General features: G+C 60.7%; 19 protein-coding genes. 8 read left to right on the plus strand and 11 right to left on the minus strand.

Features of this window, described 5'->3' with window-relative positions:
- Positions 1-103: 103 nt before the first annotated feature.
- On the minus strand, positions 104-463 hold the full coding sequence (locus tag AC07ZE_RS23730) for a PilZ domain-containing protein (protein ID WP_207266872.1): 360 nt from the start codon (positions 461-463) through the stop codon (positions 104-106).
- 241 nt (positions 464-704) lie between these two features.
- Positions 705-1082, minus strand: coding sequence for a tetratricopeptide repeat protein (locus AC07ZE_RS23735; protein ID WP_207266873.1), 378 nt, complete (start codon positions 1080-1082; stop codon positions 705-707).
- 171 nt (positions 1083-1253) lie between these two features.
- Here AC07ZE_RS23735 and pyk point away from each other — a divergent pair, with 171 nt between their 5' ends.
- Complete coding sequence (gene pyk / locus AC07ZE_RS23740) at positions 1254-2705, plus strand: pyruvate kinase (RefSeq protein ID WP_095193138.1); 1452 nt, start codon at positions 1254-1256, stop codon at positions 2703-2705.
- Positions 2706-2825: 120 nt separating this feature from the next.
- Here the strand turns inward: pyk and AC07ZE_RS23745 are convergent, their stop codons facing one another.
- Genes AC07ZE_RS23745 through AC07ZE_RS23755 form a run of 3 tightly spaced genes read right to left on the minus strand, consistent with a single transcriptional unit; the run spans position 2826 to position 5638 of the window.
- The gene (locus AC07ZE_RS23745; RefSeq protein WP_207266874.1) at positions 2826-3575 is read right to left on the minus strand and encodes an enoyl-CoA hydratase-related protein; all 750 of its coding nucleotides are present in this window, start codon (positions 3573-3575) and stop codon (positions 2826-2828) included.
- A 28-nt stretch (positions 3576-3603) separates the two neighbouring features.
- Complete coding sequence (locus AC07ZE_RS23750; RefSeq protein ID WP_207266875.1) at positions 3604-4539, minus strand: iron-sulfur-binding ferredoxin reductase; 936 nt, start codon at positions 4537-4539, stop codon at positions 3604-3606.
- Positions 4532-5638 carry a GGDEF domain-containing protein gene (locus AC07ZE_RS23755; protein ID WP_207266876.1) on the minus strand — a complete coding sequence of 369 codons (1107 nt, stop codon included), beginning with the start codon at positions 5636-5638 and terminating at the stop codon, positions 4532-4534. The genes AC07ZE_RS23750 and AC07ZE_RS23755 overlap by 8 nt, the downstream gene beginning before the upstream one ends.
- A 315-nt stretch (positions 5639-5953) precedes the next feature.
- Here AC07ZE_RS23755 and AC07ZE_RS23760 point away from each other — a divergent pair, with 315 nt between their 5' ends.
- The 6 genes from AC07ZE_RS23760 to AC07ZE_RS23785 all read left to right on the plus strand — a co-directional run bounded on the left by AC07ZE_RS23760 (position 5954) and on the right by AC07ZE_RS23785 (position 13694).
- On the plus strand, positions 5954-7477 hold the full coding sequence (locus tag AC07ZE_RS23760; protein ID WP_207266877.1) for a fumarate hydratase: 1524 nt from the start codon (positions 5954-5956) through the stop codon (positions 7475-7477).
- Between the two features lie 156 nt (positions 7478-7633).
- Positions 7634-9409, plus strand: coding sequence for a sensor histidine kinase (locus AC07ZE_RS23765; RefSeq protein ID WP_207266878.1), 1776 nt, complete (start codon positions 7634-7636; stop codon positions 9407-9409).
- Positions 9394-10719, plus strand: a complete 1326-nt coding sequence (locus AC07ZE_RS23770) for a sigma-54-dependent transcriptional regulator (protein WP_207266879.1) — start codon at positions 9394-9396, stop codon at positions 10717-10719. Before AC07ZE_RS23765 ends, AC07ZE_RS23770 begins: the two co-directional genes overlap by 16 nt.
- Before the next feature lie 292 nt (positions 10720-11011).
- The gene (locus AC07ZE_RS23775) at positions 11012-12331 is read left to right on the plus strand and encodes an MFS transporter (protein ID WP_137803920.1); all 1320 of its coding nucleotides are present in this window, start codon (positions 11012-11014) and stop codon (positions 12329-12331) included.
- Positions 12332-12641: 310 nt separating this feature from the next.
- On the plus strand, positions 12642-12896 hold the full coding sequence (locus AC07ZE_RS23780) for a hypothetical protein (protein WP_095193131.1): 255 nt from the start codon (positions 12642-12644) through the stop codon (positions 12894-12896).
- A gap of 168 nt (positions 12897-13064) precedes the next feature.
- Positions 13065-13694 carry a flavin reductase family protein gene (locus AC07ZE_RS23785; RefSeq protein WP_207266880.1) on the plus strand — a complete coding sequence of 210 codons (630 nt, stop codon included), beginning with the start codon at positions 13065-13067 and terminating at the stop codon, positions 13692-13694.
- Here AC07ZE_RS23785 and AC07ZE_RS23790 read toward each other — a convergent pair whose 3' ends face one another.
- Both AC07ZE_RS23790 and AC07ZE_RS23795 read right to left on the minus strand, forming a co-directional pair.
- Positions 13695-13925 (minus strand): hypothetical protein, encoded by a 231-nt coding sequence (locus AC07ZE_RS23790; RefSeq protein ID WP_095193129.1) that lies wholly within the window; start codon positions 13923-13925, stop codon positions 13695-13697. It abuts the gene before it with no gap.
- 41 nt (positions 13926-13966) lie between these two features.
- The gene (locus tag AC07ZE_RS23795) at positions 13967-14320 is read right to left on the minus strand and encodes a putative quinol monooxygenase (protein ID WP_207266881.1); all 354 of its coding nucleotides are present in this window, start codon (positions 14318-14320) and stop codon (positions 13967-13969) included.
- Positions 14321-14656: 336 nt separating this feature from the next.
- On the opposite strand from AC07ZE_RS23795, the gene AC07ZE_RS23800 reads away from it, so the two are divergent.
- Positions 14657-15589 (plus strand): AraC family transcriptional regulator, encoded by a 933-nt coding sequence (locus AC07ZE_RS23800; protein ID WP_207266882.1) that lies wholly within the window; start codon positions 14657-14659, stop codon positions 15587-15589.
- Positions 15590-15698: 109 nt separating this feature from the next.
- Here AC07ZE_RS23800 and AC07ZE_RS23805 read toward each other — a convergent pair whose 3' ends face one another.
- The 4 genes from AC07ZE_RS23805 to AC07ZE_RS23820 form a co-directional block, all read right to left on the minus strand.
- A complete protein-coding gene (locus tag AC07ZE_RS23805; protein WP_207266883.1) occupies positions 15699-16754 on the minus strand; it encodes an ABC transporter ATP-binding protein in 1056 nt (351 codons plus the stop codon).
- A gap of 16 nt (positions 16755-16770) precedes the next feature.
- The gene (locus tag AC07ZE_RS23810; RefSeq protein ID WP_137803915.1) at positions 16771-17619 is read right to left on the minus strand and encodes an ABC transporter permease; all 849 of its coding nucleotides are present in this window, start codon (positions 17617-17619) and stop codon (positions 16771-16773) included.
- The gene (locus AC07ZE_RS23815) at positions 17616-18524 is read right to left on the minus strand and encodes an ABC transporter permease (protein WP_207266884.1); all 909 of its coding nucleotides are present in this window, start codon (positions 18522-18524) and stop codon (positions 17616-17618) included. The genes AC07ZE_RS23810 and AC07ZE_RS23815 overlap by 4 nt, the downstream gene beginning before the upstream one ends.
- 132 nt (positions 18525-18656) lie before the next feature.
- On the minus strand, positions 18657-19760 hold the full coding sequence (locus AC07ZE_RS23820) for an ABC transporter substrate-binding protein (RefSeq protein WP_207266885.1): 1104 nt from the start codon (positions 19758-19760) through the stop codon (positions 18657-18659).
- Positions 19761-19790: the final 30 nt, after the last annotated feature.

Below are 19790 nucleotides of genomic sequence, written 5' to 3' on the forward strand. Positions count from 1 at the left end.
TCGCGAGCAAGCTCGCTCCCACAGGGGATCTTGTGAATCACGTAGATCAATTCTGGGGGAGCGAGCAGGCTCGGGGCGGCGTTCCGACTAAGCGTCTAAAGCTTCATGCCGATGCCGGTAGCGTTTGAAAACTGAAGTACTGCTTCAACGCCTCCACCAGTTGCCCATACTCCGGCGGTGCCCGTTGCAGGCTGAACCCGGCGTCATAGTGGTGAGGGGTTGCGTCTTCGTGGCACCACAAACAGCATGCCCGCAGGTCAATGACCTGTTGGCAGCCATCGCTGGCGGGAATCTTCAGGCGCAAGTCGAAGTCCGCGCCGATCATCATCGGTAACTGACTGATAAGCATCAGCCCGTCATCGGAGACATTGCCCAGATAGCCGATGGGTTTGTCGGTGATGCTATTGAACACTTTCAGAAAATACGGCAGTTGATGCCGCTCGATCCGGCGGTCAGTGAACATGCTGAATTCGCTACGCAAGGCCCTTAAGCAGGGCCGCACTAATGCTTCGGAACAGGCCTGCCGGTAGCTACCCAGGCATAAGTGGCCCGCTCTCCCCGATCCTGGTGCAGCAGTCCGTCAATCGCTGCCGCTTACTCCTGCCGATCACAGGTGTTGCCTCGGTGCAGAGTCAGGCTCTAAACCGACTATTCGACTATAGCTCACTGCCGCCGGTAGGCCAGCTATTGGATGACCACCAGCGTCAGAACTGCGTCGGGCGCACCGACGCGGAACTGCGGGTCGGGTAGTGGCCCAGGCTCTGCAGGGTCTCCAGTCGGGCGCGGGCGCGGTAGGCGTATTCGCTTTGCGGATACGAGGCGATGATGAACTGATACGTCTGGGCGGCATCAATGAACATTTTCTGCCGTTCCAGGCACTGTCCGCGCATCATCGATACTTCCGGCCAGACATAAGGCCGCGCCCGGCTGGCGCGCTCGACCTTGGATAACTCGAGCATCACCTGCTCGCAGTTGCCACGGTCATAGGCGCTGTAGGCAAGGTTCAAATGATGGTTCATGGAAAAACGGGTGCAGCCCGTGACACTGATGAGGGCAAGGGCGGCTATAAGCACGAATCGCATGGGAAATCTCCTGTCTTGCCCGCTGTATCGACCCGCGGTCGGAAATCTTCAGGCTGTCCGGCGCAAAGTTGCCGCGTTCAATAAAGAAAGTCATAAGTAGTGCAAACGAACAATGACTACAACTTCGGACCATAGTAGCCTCACTCAGCGCTTGAACTCAGGAGTCTTTGCATGTCCGTCCGTCGTACCAAAATCGTCGCTACCCTTGGCCCGGCCAGTAACTCGCCGGAAGTTCTCGAACAGCTGATTCTGGCTGGCCTGGACGTCGCCCGCCTGAACTTCTCCCACGGCACCCCCGACGAGCACAAGGCTCGCGCGCAGCTGGTGCGTGACCTGGCCGCCAAGCACGGCCGCTTCGTCGCCCTGCTGGGTGACCTGCAAGGCCCGAAAATCCGTATCGCCAAATTCGCCAACAAGCGCATCGAGCTGAAGATCGGTGATCAATTCACCTTCTCCACCAGCCATCCGCTGACCGAAGGCAACCAGCAAGTGGTCGGCATCGACTACCCGGACCTGGTCAAGGACTGCGGCGTGGGCGACGAGCTGCTGCTCGACGACGGTCGCGTGGTGATGCGCGTCGACACCGCTACCGCCACCGAACTCAACTGCACCGTGACCATCGGCGGTCCGCTGTCGGACCACAAAGGCATCAACCGTCGCGGTGGTGGCCTGACCGCACCGGCCCTGACCGAGAAAGACAAGGCCGACATCAAGCTCGCCGCGGAAATGCAGGTCGACTACCTCGCCGTGTCCTTCCCGCGTGACGCCGCCGACATGGAATACGCCCGTAAACTGCGCGACGAAGCCGGCGGTACTGCCTGGCTGGTGGCGAAGATCGAACGCGCCGAAGCCGTGGCCGACGACGAAACCCTCGATGGCCTGATCAACGCGTCCGACGCCGTGATGGTGGCCCGTGGTGACCTGGGCGTGGAAATCGGCGACGCCGAACTGGTGGGTATCCAGAAGAAAATCATTCTGCACGCACGCCGCCACAACAAGGCTGTGATCGTGGCGACCCAGATGATGGAGTCGATGATCCAGAACCCGATGCCAACCCGCGCCGAAGTGTCCGACGTAGCCAACGCCGTACTCGACTACACCGACGCCGTGATGCTTTCGGCCGAAAGTGCTGCCGGTCTGTACCCGCTGGAAGCCGTGCAGGCAATGGCGCGTATCTGCGTCGGCGCTGAAAAGCACCCGACCAGCAAGACCTCCAGCCACCGTATCGGCAAGGAATTCCAGCGCTGTGACGAAAGTATCGCGCTGGCCACCATGTACACGGCCAACCACTTCCCGGGTGTGAAGGCGATCATCGCGTTGACCGAAAGCGGCTACACACCGCTGATCATGTCGCGCATCCGCTCCTCGGTGCCGATCTACGCATTCACTCCACACCGCGAAGCCCAGGCCCGCGCGGCGATGTTCCGTGGTGTGTACACCGTTCCGTTCGACCCGGCCTCCCTGGCGCCTAACGAAGTCAGCCAGAAAGCCATCGACGAGCTGGTCAAGCGCGGCGTGGTGGAGAAAGGCGACTGGGTCATCCTGACCAAGGGCGACAGCTACCACACCACCGGCGGCACCAACGGCATGAAAATCCTGCACGTTGGCGACCCAATGGTCTGAGTGACCGGTTGCTGACAGACAAAAGCCCTGCCATGCGAATGGCGGGGCTTTTTGGTTTCTGATCCTGAAGATGTATTGCCAGGACTGCTCGCGAAGAGGCCAACCCAGTCACCACAATGCTTAATGCCGGTTGATAAACCCCACCAACGCCGCCATCGCCTCCGGTGAGCGCAACCGCTGGGTGAACAACGCCCCCTCCTCTTCAATTACCTTGCGCAACAACTCTCGATCCGGGGCTTTCATCAATTGCTTGCTGATACGCACCGCCTCCGGTGGCAGCGACTCAAAGCGCAGCGCCATTTCCCGTGCCCTGGCCAAAGCCTCTTCGCCACTGCCCAAGGCTTCGGACGCAATGCCCCATGCGGCCGCTTGCTCACCGTTGAATCCTTCGCCGAGCAGTAACAGTTCTGCCGCTTTGGCCTGCCCGAGCAATCGCGGCAGGATCAGGCTGGAGCCGAACTCGGGACACAGGCCAAGGTTGACAAATGGCATGCGCAAGCGTGCGTCGCGACTGACGTACACCAGATCACAGTGCAGCAACAGGGTCGTGCCAATGCCCACGGCAGCGCCCGCCACGGCGGCGATCACCGGTTTGCGGCATTCGAGCAGGTTGAGCATGAACTGGAATACCGGGCTGTCGAGATTGCCAGGTGGTTGCTGGATGAAGTCGGCGATGTCGTTGCCGGCTGTGAAGCACTCGTTGGAGCCGGTGATCAGTACCGCGTTGATTTCAGGGTCGCTATCGGCCTGTTTCAACGCTTCGGCCAAATGGCTGTACATGGCGCGGGTCAGGGCGTTTTTCTTCTCGGGGCGATTGAGGCGTAGCGTCAGCAGGCCGCATTCGCGTTCGATCTGGATGGCATCGGTCATGATCGGTCTCGCGTCTGGAAGTCAGCGCTCAACCACGGGGCAGGAACACATCGGCCAGCAGTTGATTGCGCGGCAGTCCCGCCAGATACAGGCGCCGGGCAAAGGCGTCGACGCTGTCGGGGGCTCCGCAGAGTAAGGCCAGGGTTTGCCGGGAAACAAGCCGCAGTTGCGCCAAAGCCGCTGGCAACTCGGCCGCGGTCCACAGCTCGATACTCAGGTTCGGGCGGCTGGCCGCCATGGCCTGCAGTGGCTTGGCCAGATAATGCTCACCGGCATCATGGGCCAGGTGAATGACACGTATCGCGCCTTGGTGATCCTGGCGCATCGCTTCTCGCAACACGCCGAACAATGGCCCCAACCCGGTGCCGGCGGCCATCAGCCACAGGGGGCGGTCGTGCCAGTCAGGGTCGTAGTGCAAGGCCCCGCCGCGCAACTCGCCCAGACGGATCGGATCGCCGATCTTTAGCTGACGCGCCGCATCACTGAATTCCCCTGGCAGGCGACAATCGAGGTGAAACTCCAGAAAGCGGTCGTGTTCCGGCAGGCTGGCCAGGGAATACGGACGCGCAACGTTGCCCGCCCACAACACCAGATGCTGGCCGGCGCTGTATCGCAACGGCCGCTGCGGAGTCAGGCGCAAGCGCAACACGCTGTCGCTCAGCCAATCGACGGCCGCCACCTCGGCCGGACGGCCGTCCTGTTGTGGGTCGAAGGTGTGCACCTGCAAGTCCTCGACCACCTGACACTGGCACGCCAGGCGCCAGCCTTGCTGACGCTGCTCCGCACTCAAGGCATCCGGGCGGCTGTCGCTCGGCAGTCCTTGCACACACTGCACCAGGCACGCATGGCAACTGCCGGCGCGACAGCTATAGGGCACTGTCACGCCGTTCTGATTCAGGGCATCGAGCAGATTGCTGCCCGCCGCCACCGACCACTGGCGGTCGCCGACACGCAACTCAGGCATCGACGTTTTCCCACGCTGCCGCGCAACGGTTGCGTCCGTCGCGCTTGGCGCGATACAGCGCCTGATCGGCCTGCTGCAAGGCATCGTCGAGATCATCCCCTTGCTCGAGCAGGGTCATGCCGGCGGACAGGCTGAGATTGCGCACGTTGAGCCCGATCAATTCGACATCGGTGAACGCGATGCGCAGCCGTTCGCAACACAACGTCAAACTGTCGGCATCGCAATCGGGCAGCAACACCACGAATTCTTCGCCGCCGTAACGGGCCAGGACGTCACCATCGCGCAGGCAAGCAGTCGCCACGCCGGCAAAGGCTTGCAACACCTGATCGCCAGCGGCATGACCGTGCAGATCGTTGATGCGTTTGAAATGGTCCAGGTCGATCAGCGCCAGGCCGTGCACGACGCCGGCGTCCATGGCATTGAGTTCGCGGGAGGCCAGGCGCAGGAAATGCCGGCGATTGAACAGACCGGTCAGTTCGTCGGTGGCAACCAGGTCTTCGAGCTGGCGCATCATTCCGCGCAACGTATCCTGGTGCGCCTGCAAGGCAAAACGCCGCTGACGCATGCGGTGACGCGAGGCCTGGACATAACCGGCATAGAGCACCAGCCAGACCAGTACGATCAGCAGCACACACACCTGCAACGCCGCCAGGGCCGGGTTGGGCAGCTGGAAGTGGTAGCCCTCCCACAGGGTGATCGCACTGAAACTGAAGAACACCATCATGGCGCAGCGCAGGAATGCGCGACGGGACAGATGGAACAGCCCGAACAGCAGGATCAATACGTAAAAAACCAGGAACGCCCCGCGCGCATCGTCCAGATGGGCAATCAGCCAGGTTTGCCAACCCAGCCCCAGCAATACTTGGGCTTCAGTCAGGCTGGGGTCGGCGAAACGCAGATTGCAGCCAGAGTAGAACAACGCGAACAAGGCCGCCTGGCTGATCACCACCAGCGCGCTGCCCATGGCCATACCCGCCAGTGAGTCCTGGTAGTGACCGGAAAAAAACGCCAGCCACACCAACAGCAATGCCAGGGCGTAGGTGCCGGCCGCGAGGGCAAAACGTTTGATTAGCAATCGCTGGATGGCGTTATGGGTCAATCGTTGACTCACCGAATGAAAGAAGACTGACAGAGCGTCCTACTCTACAGACCAGATGTCACTTTAGTGGCGTGGCCGATAAATGACTATTCAATTTTCAGGGGCGAACACCCGCCGTCAAGTCCACTGTCCGATATGCGACCAACGATTGACTACCGGCGGGTGTGCCCTTGAGCGAGGCGCGCTATACTGCCGCGCCTTTTTAGCGTCGCGCCAGCATGCCCGGCGTGCCTTGAAAGGTGCTTGCAACCGACCGATGCACCCAAGCTGCAAGCACCTTATTGAATGTTCCCGTCTTTTAGAGGAGCGCGACTCATGACCGTGATCAAGCAAGACGACCTGATACAGAGCGTTGCCGACGCCCTGCAGTTCATTTCCTACTACCACCCCGTGGATTTCATCCAGGCGATGCACGAGGCCTACCTGCGCGAAGAATCGCCGGCAGCCCGTGATTCCATGGCGCAGATCCTGATCAACTCGCGCATGTGCGCCACCGGCCACCGTCCGATCTGCCAGGACACCGGCATCGTGACCGTGTTTGTCCGCGTGGGCATGGACGTGCGCTGGGATGGCGCGACCATGAGCCTGGACGACATGATCAACGAAGGCGTTCGTCGCGCCTACAACCTGCCGGAAAACGTCCTGCGCGCTTCGATCCTCGCCGACCCGGCGGGCGCTCGCAAGAACACCAAGGACAACACCCCGGCCGTTATCCACTACTCCATCGTTGCGGGTAACACCGTGGAAGTGGACGTGGCGGCCAAGGGCGGCGGTTCCGAGAACAAGTCGAAAATGGCCATGCTCAACCCGTCCGACTCGATCGTCGACTGGGTTCTGAAGACCGTTCCGACCATGGGTGCCGGCTGGTGCCCACCGGGCATGCTCGGCATCGGCATCGGCGGCACCGCCGAGAAAGCCGCGGTGATGGCCAAGGAAGTGTTGATGGAATCCATCGACATCCATGAGCTGAAGGCCCGCGGCCCGCAAAACCGTATCGAAGAAATGCGTCTGGAGCTGTTCGAGAAGGTCAACCAGCTGGGCATCGGCGCCCAGGGCCTGGGTGGCCTCACCACTGTGCTCGACGTGAAGATCATGGACTACCCGACCCACGCCGCTTCGTTGCCGGTGTGCATGATCCCGAACTGCGCCGCCACCCGTCACGCGCACTTCGTGCTCGACGGTTCCGGTCCGGCCTCGCTGGAAGCGCCACCGTTGGACGCCTACCCGGAAATCGTCTGGGAAGCCGGCCCGTCGGCCCGTCGTGTCAACCTGGACACCCTGACCCCGGAAGAAGTGCAGAGCTGGAAGCCGGGCGAAACCGTCCTGCTCAACGGCAAAATGCTCACCGGTCGCGACGCGGCGCACAAGCGCATGGTCGAGATGCTGAACAAGGGCGAAACCCTGCCGGTGGACCTCAAAGGTCGCTTCATCTATTACGTCGGCCCGGTCGATCCGGTGCGCGAAGAAGTGGTGGGCCCTGCTGGTCCGACCACCGCGACGCGGATGGACAAGTTCACCCGTCAGATCCTTGAGCAAACCGGCCTGCTGGGCATGATCGGCAAATCCGAGCGCGGTCCGACCGCCATCGACGCGATCAAGGACCACAAAGCCGTTTACCTGATGGCAGTGGGTGGCGCGGCTTATCTGGTGGCGCAAGCGATCAAGAAATCCCGCGTCGTGGCGTTCGCCGAACTCGGGATGGAAGCGATTTACGAGTTCGACGTCAAAGACATGCCGGTGACCGTTGCGGTCGACAGCAAAGGCGAGTCGGTACATATCACCGGTCCTGCCATCTGGCAGCAAAAGATCAGTGAAAGCCTGGCAGTTGAAGTGCAGTAAGCACTTGGACTGACCCGAAAAAGGCGACAGGGCTATCCCTGTCGCCTTTTTTATAGCCCACCACCTGCTTTTTGGGGAGCGCGCCTGCTCGGCCCCACAAGGTGAGGCCGCTCATGTTATCGTGCGCCCCCTCCGTACCCGTGTGTAATGCCCAGCATGTTCGAGTTATCTCGCCCTTGGCGCCTGACGCTCTATACCTTGGTGATCATCGCCGGTGCCGCCCTTGTTGCCACCCTGGCCATGCGCCACACCGTGCGCCAATCCCTGGTCGAAGACGCGGCCCGTGCCAATCAGCAACTGGCGCTTTACGCCACATCGCTGCATACCTTGATCGAACGCTACCGCGCCCTGCCCTCGGTACTGGCGCTGGACCCGCAATTGCGCGACGCGCTCAAAGGACCGGTCAGCCCCGAGCAACAGGACGTGCTGAACCGCAAACTGGAAAAAATCAACGGCGCCGCCGATTCCTCGACCCTGGAATTGCTCGACCGCACCGGCCTGGCCGTGGCCGCGAGCAACTGGCGCTTGCCTAACAGTTACGTCGGCCACAACTACGGGTTTCGTCCCTACTTCAACCAGACCCGTACCCAAGGTACCGGACGCTTTTATGCAGTGGGGGTGACCAGCGGTATTCCGGGGTACTTCCTGTCCAGCGCCGTGACCAACGACGACGGGCAGTTTCTCGGCGCCATGGTGGTGAAACTCGAGTTTCCCGAACTGGAGCGCGAATGGCGCCAGGGCAACGACACGCTGCTGGTCAGCGACGCTCGCGGGATCATCTTCATCGCCAATCAGCCAGGCTGGCGCTACCGTCACTTGAAACCGCTGAGCGACAGCGATCACGCCGAACTCAAGGCCACCCGCCAATACAACAAGCAACCATTGACGCCACTTGAATACCAATCGCTGCGCCGCTTCGACGACACCAGCGAGCTGGTACGGGTGAAGGGTCCGGACGGTGATGCCGACTACCTGTGGGAGTCCTTGCCACTGGCCGCCGAGGGCTGGACGTTGCATCTGCTGCGCCGTCCCCAGGTTGCTTTCGAAGACAGCCGCAATGCCGCACTCGCCGCAGCTGGATTGTGGCTGACCCTGGTGTTTCTGCTGCTGTTTCTCAACCAGCGCTGGCGTTTGGCCAAACTGCGTCAGCGCAGTCGCGAAGAGCTCGAACAACTGGTGGAGGAACGTACCCGCGACCTGCGCACCGCCCAGGACGGCCTGGTGCAATCAGCCAAACTCGCCGCTCTCGGGCAGATGTCGGCTGCGCTGGCCCACGAGATCAATCAACCGCTGACGGCCCAGCGCATGCAACTTGCGACGCTGAGGCTGCTGCTTGATCACGGACGGGTCGACGAAGCGTACAAGGCACTTAAACCGGTAGACGAGATGCTGACGCGCATGGCAGCCCTCACCGGTCACCTGAAAACCTTCGCCCGCAAAAGTCCCAGCGGCTTGCGCGAACGCCTGGACCTGGCGGCGGTGGTGGATCAGTCGCTGCATCTGCTCGACACCCGATTACGCGACGAGCAAGTCAGTACGGTGCTGCACCTGACACGTCCGGCGTGGGTCCGTGGCGACGCGATCCGCCTGGAGCAGGTGCTGATCAACCTGCTGCGCAATGCGCTGGATGCGATGCAGGACAAACCCTGCAAGCGCCTGGAAATCCGCCTCGAAGCCGCAGAACACGTGTGGCACCTGAGCGTTATCGACAACGGAAGCGGCATCGCGCAGGAAAATCTGTCCAAGGTGTTTGATCCGTTTTTCACCACCAAACCGGTGGGCGATGGCCTGGGTATCGGCCTGGCGGTTTCTTTCGCTATCGTTCATGAATCGGGCGGCTCCCTCACGGCCGATAATCATGCCAATGGCGCGGTGTTCACCCTGACCCTGCCCATCGACCTGGAGGCCCATGGTTCATGCTCAACTCAGTGATGGTAGTCGACGACGAAAGCAGCATTCGCAGCGCCGTCGAACAATGGCTGAGCCTGTCGGGTTTCGAAGTGCAGTTGTTCAGCCGCGCCGACGAGTGCCTGGCGCAATTGCCGAAGCACTTTGCCGGGGTGATCCTCAGCGATGTGCGCATGCCCGGCATGACCGGCCTGGAACTGTTGGCCGAGGTCCAGCGTCGTGATGCCGACCTGCCGGTGATCCTGCTGACAGGCCACGGCGACGTGCCCATGGCCGTCGATGCGATGCGCGATGGCGCCTACGATTTTCTGGAAAAACCCTTCAGCCCCGAAACCCTGCTCGGCAGCCTGCGCCGTGCTTTGGACAAGCGCCGACTGGTCCTTGAAAACCGCGCCCTGCACGAACAGGCAGACAACCGCGCCAAGCTCGATGCCACGCTGCTCGGTGTATCCCGAGGCTTGCAGGTTTTGCGCGGGCAAGTGCTGGACCTGGCGGCGCTGCCGGTCAACGTGCTGATCCGTGGCGAAACCGGCAGCGGCAAGGAGCTGGTTGCCCGTTGCCTGCACGACTTCGGACCGCGTGCCGACAAACCTTTTGTTGCATTGAACTGCGCAGCCATCCCCGAGCAACTGTTTGAAGCCGAGCTGTTCGGCCACGAAAGCGGTGCATTCACCGGCGCCCAAGGCAAGCGCATCGGCAAGCTCGAATACGCCGATGGCGGCACGTTGTTTCTCGATGAAATCGAAAGCATGCCCTTGGCACAACAGGTGAAATTGCTACGGGTGCTGCAGGAGCAGAAGCTCGAACGCCTGGGTTCGAACCAGAGCATTCGCGTGGACTTGCGCATCATCGCCGCGACCAAACCGGATTTGCTCGACGAAGCACGGGCCGGACGTTTTCGCGAGGATCTGGCTTACCGTTTGAACGTCGCCGAGTTGCGTCTGCCACCGCTGCGCGACCGCCGCGAAGACATTCCATTACTGTACGAATCTTTCGCCCGCCATGCCGCCGAGCGCCTGGGCCGGGCCTTTTCGCCATTGAGCGGGCCGCAATTGAGCCATCTGCTGAGCCACGACTGGCCGGGCAATGTGCGCGAGCTGGCAAACGTGGCCGAGCGTCAGGTGCTGGGGCTTGGCGAGCCGGTACCGGCGGGCATCGAGCCTGGCCAGTCACTGGCGGCGCAGCAGGAAGCCTTTGAAGCTCAGTGCCTGCGTGCGGCGCTGACCCGGCATAAAGGTGACGTCAAAGCCGTGCTGGAAGAACTGCAACTGCCGCGTCGCACCTTCAATGAAAAGATGCAGCGGCATGGGCTCACCAGAGAGATGTTCCTCTAGCGTCCAAAAGGACCTCTTCGCGAGCAGGCTCGCTCCCACATTTTGACTGCGTGCGCTCAACCATTGTGGGAGCGAGCCTGCTCGCGAAGAGGCCGGCGCAGCCGATACAAATCCACAAGCCCAATGAGCAACTTTCCGCTCACACCCAACCCTAAATAAGCGGCTTTCCGCTCACCCCATCTCCCCACCCCCTCTAAACCGGCCCTCTCCGTCTTGGCACAGCTCCTGCTATAGCCCCCACAGGCCGCGTTTAATCGCGCTCCACAAAAACAATTAAACGAAGGATCCTTCAATGGATAACTCAAATACCCTGCCCCTTGGGTCGGCTGCCGCGACAGCCAAACCAAGAACCACCTCCAGCCGTATCAAGTCGATCTTCAGCGGCTCCGTAGGCAACATGGTCGAATGGTATGACTGGTACGTCTATGCCGCTTTCTCCCTGTACTTCGCCAAGACCTTCTTCCCCAAGGGCGACACAACCGCCCAACTGCTGAACACCGCAGCGATCTTCGCCGTGGGCTTCCTGATGCGCCCGATCGGCGGCTGGCTGATGGGCCTGTACGCCGACAAGGTCGGGCGCAAAAAGGCCCTGATGGCCTCGGTGTACCTGATGTGCTTCGGCTCCCTGCTGATTGCCCTCAGCCCGAGCTACGAAACCATCGGCATCGGTGCGCCGATCCTGCTGGTGTTCGCCCGTCTGCTGCAGGGCCTGTCGGTCGGTGGCGAATACGGTACCTCCGCCACTTACCTCAGTGAGATGGCGACCAAGGAACGTCGCGGCTTCTTCTCCAGCTTCCAGTACGTGACCCTGATCTCCGGCCAGCTCATCGCGCTGGGTGTCCTGATCGTGCTGCAACAAGTGCTGACCACCGAAGAGCTGTATGCCTGGGGCTGGCGCATTCCGTTCGCCATCGGCGCGCTGTGTGCCGTGGTCGCGCTGTACCTGCGTCGTGGCATGGAAGAAACCGAGTCGTTCACCAAGAAGGAAAAGGCCAAGGAAAGCGCCATGCGCACCTTGATGCGCCATCCCAAGGAACTGCTCACCGTGGTCGGCCTGACCATGGGCGGCACACTGGCGTTCTACACCTACACCACTTACATGCAGAAATACCTGGTGAACACCGTCGGCATGAGCATCTCCGACTCCACTACCATTTCCGCCGCCACGCTGTTCCTGTTCATGTGCCTGCAACCGATCATCGGTGGCCTGTCGGACAAGATCGGCCGCCGTCCGATCCTGATCGCCTTCGGTGTACTGGGCACGATTTTCACCGTGCCAATCCTCACCACCCTGCACACCATCACGACCTGGTGGGGCGCGTTCTTCCTGATCATGGCGGCGCTGATCATCGTCAGCGGCTACACCTCGATCAACGCGGTGGTCAAAGCCGAACTGTTCCCGACCGAAATCCGTGCCCTGGGCGTTGGCCTGCCGTACGCACTGACTGTGTCGATCTTTGGCGGTACCGCTGAATACATCGCGCTGTGGTTCAAAAGCATCGGCATGGAAACCGGTTACTACTGGTATGTCACAGCGTGTATCGCTGTGTCGTTGCTGGTGTACATCACCATGAAAGACACCCGTAAGCACTCGCGGATCGTCACCGACTAAATCCGATCGAGTTACACCAAAGGGGCAGTCCGTCGGGGGTCTGCCCCTTTTTGTTTGCGTTGTGAAAAATCCTTCATCCCCGTCAAAGGTGGATTAATCACGAGTTAATGCGCGTCCACCATGCTGATCCTGCCAAAACGATTAACTGCGATGCGATCACTCAGCTCTGAACGCAAAAATGGCTGAGACGCTTAACATCTATTTAATCGATCGTTTTTAGCATTATTTTGCGCTTTTTAATCAGTTTAATTGGCGTAGCATGAAACCCATGCCCGAGACACAAAACGCCAAAGAACCTGGAGATATGAAGATGAAAACCAAACTGTTCCTCGCCCTGGCCCTGTCCGTACTGGCTGCCAACACCTTCGCCGCCGACGGTTACGACCGCACAGGCTCCGCTGTCGCAGCAGACGGCTATGACCGCACCGGCTCCGCTACTGTCGCCGCTGATGGCTACGATCGCACCGGCTCCGCCACTGTCGCTGAAGATGGCTACGACCGTACTGGTTCGGCGACTTTCGCTGCTGACGGTTATGACCGCACGGGTTCGGCTTCCATCAGCTGATCCGCCATAGCGGCACTAAAGCCCGGCTTTGCCGGGCTTAGTCATTTCTGGAGCACTGCAAATATCCTGTTGGTCACGCACCCTGTGGGATCTCATCTGGCTGGAAATCAGTAGCTTGTCCTTGCACTATGGCTCTCCTCCGATTGAAGCCCTCAGGAACACTGGTCCATGCCCGACGACATCCACTACTACGAACCCGCCACCGGCCACGGCCTTCCCCACGACCCGTTCAACGCGATCGTCGGCCCGCGCCCCATTGGCTGGATTTCTTCACAGGATGCCAACGGCCATTTGAACCTGGCGCCCTACAGCTTCTTCAACGCCTTCAACTACATTCCACCGATCATTGGATTTTGCAGCATCGGGCGCAAAGACAGCCTGAATAACATCGAACAGACCGGCGAATTCGCCTGGAACCTGGCCACCCGTCCACTGGCCGAGCAAATGAACCAGAGCTGCGCCAACGTAGGCCCGCAGGTTAATGAATTCGAATTGGCCGGGCTGAGTACCGTCGCCTCGAAAGTCATTGCGGTGCCACGGGTTGCTGAAAGCCCGGTGTCCTTCGAGTGCAAGGTCACGCAGATCATTCAACTGCAGCGCGCGGACGGGAATGTGGTGCCGAGCTGGCTGATTCTCGGCGAAGTGGTCGCCGTGCATATCGCCAAGTGGCTGTTGAAGGACGGGGTGTACGACACCGCCGCGGCAGAACCGATTCTGCGCGGCGGCGGGCCGGCGGATTATTTCCAGCTGGGGCCTGAGGCGTTGTTCAAAATGTACCGCCCGGGGGCGGTGAAGTAGTTACCAGATCAGCTCGCCGTCTTCGCCGACACCTTTGAGGTGGGTTAATTGCAAGGCGGCGGCTTCATCCGCTTCTTTAGCGGTCTTGAAGGTCTGTTCTTCCAGCAGCTTGTTGAAGCGAGGCGCTCCCGCACCACCGATGGCTTTGGTGGCGATTGCCGCGTAATACCCGCCTTCACGGGGGACTACGGCCGATACTGCTTCGAAGGTTTCAAAGGCTTTGCGTGCCATGTCGCGCATCCTGGCTAGTTGAGAATGCTGCCATTAAACCCTCAACCGGCCAGTTTGTGTACCGCCGCTCCGGACTGACCCAACGCTTGCGCCGCCGACACATCCTTGAAGGTGTGAAAATCCAGGCTGTTGACCACCAGTTCCTGCACCAGCTCGGCAAAGACCTCCATGGCCGGGGTGCTGAAGTAGGCGGTCATCGCCTGTTGATTGACCCAGAAACCGGACACCAGCCACAACTCGGGGTCGCATTGCGAATGCTGCAAGGCAAAGCTCAGGCAACCTGGCGCTGCGCGGGATGGTTCGATCAGTGCGCTGAGGCGCACACCCAGCTCTTGCGAACGTCCGGTGCGCGCCCGGACAAAGGCCATATGACTGACGGGGATCTGCTTTGACATGTTCAACCCTCCCGGGGAGTCGCGTGGCAGCCAGGGGACGGGCTGCGACAGGATCAAAGGTTAAGGGTCGATGTGCATGGGTCGTTAGTCGATTCCTGCCGCTGCGTTGCACGATCCTGCGAGACGGTGCAGGCAGCCTGTAACAATGTGTTAAACGCTGTCACAGTTCTGCCACACGAGTTTCAAGCAAGTTTCCCCGCCTGCGCTCTGTCTTGTCAGGGTGAAAAAACAACCCCGTGCAGAATCAGGCAAGCATCAGGCAGGATGTGTCTACCGCTGTTGCTTGCACAAACTTAAGCTCGGCCCATTGCCCATGCTTTTACGAGGATGCCTTGCATGTCGTCGCTCGATCACTTTTCACAAGCGCCGCTGGATGCAGAGATGGAAAAGCAGCGCGCGGAACTGGCGGCGATCATTCGGCGCAACACCGCCGAAGATGGCAGTTATGCCACCGCCGTCGAATCACTGTTCATGTCGCGCCACAGCCAGAACCACGAGTTTGCTCCGGTACTCGCGCAACCGGCGTTGTGCATCATGGCGCAGGGTCGCAAGGAAGTTCGCCTGGCTGACGAGTACTTCAATTACGACCCGCTGAATTACCTGGTGGTCTCGGTTTCGATGCCACTGAGCGGTCGAGTGGTGAACGTCTCGGCTGAAGAGCCAATCCTGGCCGTGCGGCTGGACATCGACCCGGCGCAAATCACCGCGCTGATCGCCGACGCCGGCCCCATTGGCGTTCCGACCCGGCCGACCGGGCGCGGGCTGTATGTGGAACGCCTGGACACGGCGATGCTTGATGCCGTGCTGCGCCTGGCACGGCTATTGGACACCCCCAAAGACATTGCGATGCTCGCACCGCTGATTCGGCGGGAAATTCTCTACCGGTTGCTGCGCAGCCAGCAGGGCCATCGTCTTTATGAAATCGCCATCGCCAACAGCCAGAGCCATCGCATCAGCCAGGCGATCAAATGGCTCAACGGCAATTTCGAGCAGCCACTGCGCATCGATGATCTGGCCAAGGAGGTGAACTTGAGCGTCTCGACCCTGCATCACCGCTTCAAGGCGATGACGGCGATGAGTCCATTGCAGTATCAGAAGCAACTGCGCCTGCAGGAGGCGCGGCGCTTGATGCTGGCCGAAGGGCTGGAAGCCTCGGCGGCAGGTTACCGAGTGGGTTATGAAAGCCCCTCGCAATTCAGCCGGGAATACAGCCGGTTATTCGGGGCGCCGCCATTGAGGGATTTGGCGCGGTTGCGGTTGAGTGTTTAGCTGAAATTTGTATTGGTTGCCCGGCCCTCTTCGCGAGCAGGCTCGTTCCCACAATGGATAGGTGTACACAAAACCACTGTGGGAGCCTGCTCGCGAAGGGGCCAGCAAGTCAGGCACCGAGAACGCGACACGCCTGCGCCGGCAACGTCACCGACACCGGATGCCCGATGCTCAAGCCAATCCCCTGACACGGCGTGCTCAGCGCGGTAAATGACACCCCGGAACACTCCACTGTCGTTTCAATCGTCGCACCGATATCACGCACGAACGTCACCTTGCCCAGCAAGCGGTTGCCCGCCGTCGCCTGCGGTGCCGACAGTTGCAGGTCTTCAGGGCGAATCAGCATCTTCACCTTCTCCCCCACAACAATGCTGCTGCAGATCGGCACTTCCAGCGCATCACCGCCGGGCAGGCTGACCTTGCCGTTGCCCAGTGCGGTGGCCGGGAAGATGTTGCCGGAACCGATGAAGTCCGCGACGAATTCGTTGGCCGGATGGCGGTAGATCTCAATCGGCGTACCCACCTGCTGCACCCGATGCTCACCCAATACGACGACGATATCGGCCATGGTCATGGCCTCACGCTGGTCGTGGGTGACCATGATGGTGGTGATGTTCAGGCGCTGTTGCAACTGGCGGATTTCCACCTGCATCGACTCGCGCAGCTTGGCGTCCAGCGCCGACAGCGGTTCGTCCAGCAGAAGGATTTTCGGGTGGCTGGCAATCGCCCGGGCGATCGCCACGCGCTGGCGCTGGCCCCCGGACAGTTTGGCCACCGGGCGATTGATCATCGGCTGCAGCTGGATCAGCTCCAGCAACTCCACCACGCGCGCCTGCTGGTCAGCCTTGCTGACCCCGCGCAGTTTCAGCGGATAGGCGATGTTCTCTCCTACCGTCATGTGCGGGAACAGCGCCAGGGATTGAAACACCATGCCGAAATTACGCTGGTGCGCCGGGGTATGGCCAATGTCCTCACCGTCCAGGCGAATCTCGCCGCCGGTCAGGGTTTCCAGCCCCGCGATCATCCGCAGCAAGGTGGTTTTGCCGCACCCCGAAGGGCCGAGGAAACACACCAGCTTGCCCTCGGGCAAATGCAGGTTTACATCTTTTACCGCGCAGGCCGAGCCGTAATGTTTCTCGACGTTTTCCAGAATCAGACCAGACATAAATCACCTCAAGAAATCAGAACGAAACGCCACCTTCACCCACCAGCTTCTCCAGCGCCCAGATCAGGACGAAGTCGATCAGCACGATCAGCACGGCAAACGAAAATACGGTGGGGTCGAGCGAAGACACGGTGCGGCTGTACATCCAGATCGGCACGGTCATCACGTCGATGGTGTAAAGGAAATAGGTCACGGTGAATTCGTTGAACGAGACGATGAACGCCAGCAGCATGCCCGCCAGAATCCCCGACTTCATCAATGGCACCACCACGTCGACAATCGCCCGCAGTGGCGAGGCACCAAGCATTTGCGCGGCTTCTTCGACTTCGCTGCCGATGGAAAGCATGGCCGCCGTGCAGTTCTTCACCACGAATGGCAGGGCAAGGATCACGTGGGCAATCACCAGCCGCGAGGTGGTCATGTGGAACGGCAGGCTGTCGAACACCAGCAGCAATGCCAGGCCCAATACCACCATCGGAAACACCAGGGGCAATGACATCAATTGCAGCGCCACGGCCTTGCCGCGGAACTCGCAACGGGTCAGCGCATAAGCCGCCGGCACCGCGATCAGCGTGGCGAAGATCATAGTCAGGCACGCCACCATCAGGCTGGTGGTCATGGCCTGACCGAGGCTCAGCACGTCACTGGAGTCGGGCGAGACAAAGGTGTGCCAGGCGGCCTTGTACCATTGCAGGCTGTAGCTGCTTGGCGGGAAATCGAGGTTCGACGCGCCGCTGAAGGACATGACGATCATGGTCAGGATCGGCAACACCGCCAGCAGCAGGATGAAACCGGAGAGGATCCCGGCGAACTTGCCGGTGTCACCCGGCAACAGCGAGTGGCGCTTCTTGGTCAGGGAACTCATTGCGAAGCCTCCAGCATGCGCCGACGACGGCCTGTGATGTATTCGGACAACGTCATGATGGCCAGCGTGGTCACGATCAACACCACACCGGCAGCGGACGCGGCGGGCCAGTTCATCAGCGGGGCGATCTGGTCATGCACCATCACCGCCAGCATCGGCACGCGACGGCCGCCGAGCAGCAAAGGCACCACGAAGCTGCTGGCGTTGTAGGCGAACACCAACGTCGCACCCGTAATGATCCCCGGCAGACTCATCGGCAACACCACCTGGCGGAACACCTGCAAGCGGCTGGCGCCCAGCGTTGCAGCGGCTTCTTCGTAGCTGCGGGCGACACCGCGCATGGCGCTGGCAATCGGCAGCACGGCCAGCGGGAAGGCGGTTTGCACCAGCCCCATCAAGACGCCGTTCTGGTTGTACAGGAGCATGATCGGACGCTTGATCAGGCCCAGGCCCATCAGTGCCTGGTTGAGCATGCCACCGGGGCCGAGGATCACCAGCCAGCCGTAGCTTTGCAGCAGCAGGTTGACCAGCAACGGCAGCAGCACCGCGGCGAGGAAGATCCGCCGCACGAACGGCGAAGTCAGTCGCGACATGGTGTAGGCCACCGGGATCGCCAGGATCACTGCGATCAACGCGCTGATCAGCGCCAGGCGCAAGGTCAGCAGCAAGGATTTGAGGTAGTACGGTTCCAGCAATTGGGCATAACTGGCCAGGCTGAACCCGGACCATTCCGCGCCTTTGGTGCCCACGCTCATGCGCAGCACCAGCAGGCTGGCGGCAATCAGCACGCCCAGAAACAGCATCGACGGCGAGAGGAAAAACCAGGCGCGCGCCGTCGGTGATACACCCCGACTCGGACGCGCCTGCGCGACGCTGACCGAGTGGGTCAAAGGTTGGTGTTCCATAGCAAGGGTCTCGTCAATGGAAAGCAGCTGACAAACACAAATCTTCAGAGCGAATTGGCCCGTTGTGGGAGCGAGCCTGCTCGCTCCCACAGGGGATCTTCAGTGGCTGAAAATCTTGTGTTCGCCACTCAATCAGGAAGAAAAGATTTCCGTGTAACGACGAATCCATTGGTCATGCACGGAGGCCAGGAAGGCGTTGTCGTGCATGATCGCTTTCTCGGCAATCTGCTCCGGCGTGAGGATGTACGGGCTCTTGCGCGCTTCTGCGGAGATGATTGCCTTGGCGTTGACCGGGCCGTTGTAGATGTCTTCGGCCATCTTGCCCTGCACCATCGGGTCCAGGGAGTGGTTGATGAAGGCGTAGGCCAGGTCGGTATCGCCCGGACGATTCTTCGGCATCACCGAGAGCATCAGATCGGTGTAGAAACCTTCCTTCATGCCGAAGGTGGCGCCCAGACCGTAGTTCGGATCGCGGATCTGTTTCGGGAAGAAGGCCGGAGCGTAGAGGCCGCCCATGTCCAGGGAGCCGGTGCGGAACAGCTCGGCGATCTGGTTCGGGTTTTCGCCCAGGGTTACCACGCGGTCCTTGAGCTCGGCGAGCTTCTTGAAGCCTGGCTCGATGTTGTGTTCGTCACCACCGGCCAGTTTGGCGGCGATGATGATCAGGTCCATGGCCTCGGTCCAGTTCGGTGGCGGCAGGAAGATGTTCGGCGACAGATCGGCGTCCCACAGGGCCGCATAGCTGTTCGGGGCTTCCTTGATGGTGCGCGTGCTGTAGACCAGGCTGTTGCACCAGAGCAGGTAACCGATACCGTGGCCATTGGCGCCGGTACGGTATTTCTCCGGTACGTCGACCAGGTTGGGAATGCGGTTGAGGTCAGGTTTTTCCAGCAGGTTGGCGGCGGCCAGACCTTCGGCACCGACACCTGCCAAGGTGATGATGTCGTACTGCGGGCGATCACCGCCGGCCTTGAGTTTGGCGACCATTTCCGAGGTACTGCCGGTGCGGTCGGCGATGACCTTGCAGCCGTACTTGTCTTCGAATGTCGCAGCGATGTTGCGCAGTGCCGCCAGACCGGTGTCATCGGACCAGGTCAGCAGACGCAGGGTCTTGCCTTGAAAGCGGGTGTCACTGGCGTTGGCCTTGACGAACGGCAGGCTCATGGCCGCCGCGGCAACCGAGGCGACGCCCACGGTTTTGATGAATTGACGTCTGTTCAGATCGTGCTCGCCCATGAAGGACTCCCTTTGTTTTTGTAAGTTATG

This window comes from Pseudomonas sp. GW101-3H06 (assembly GCF_059424605.1).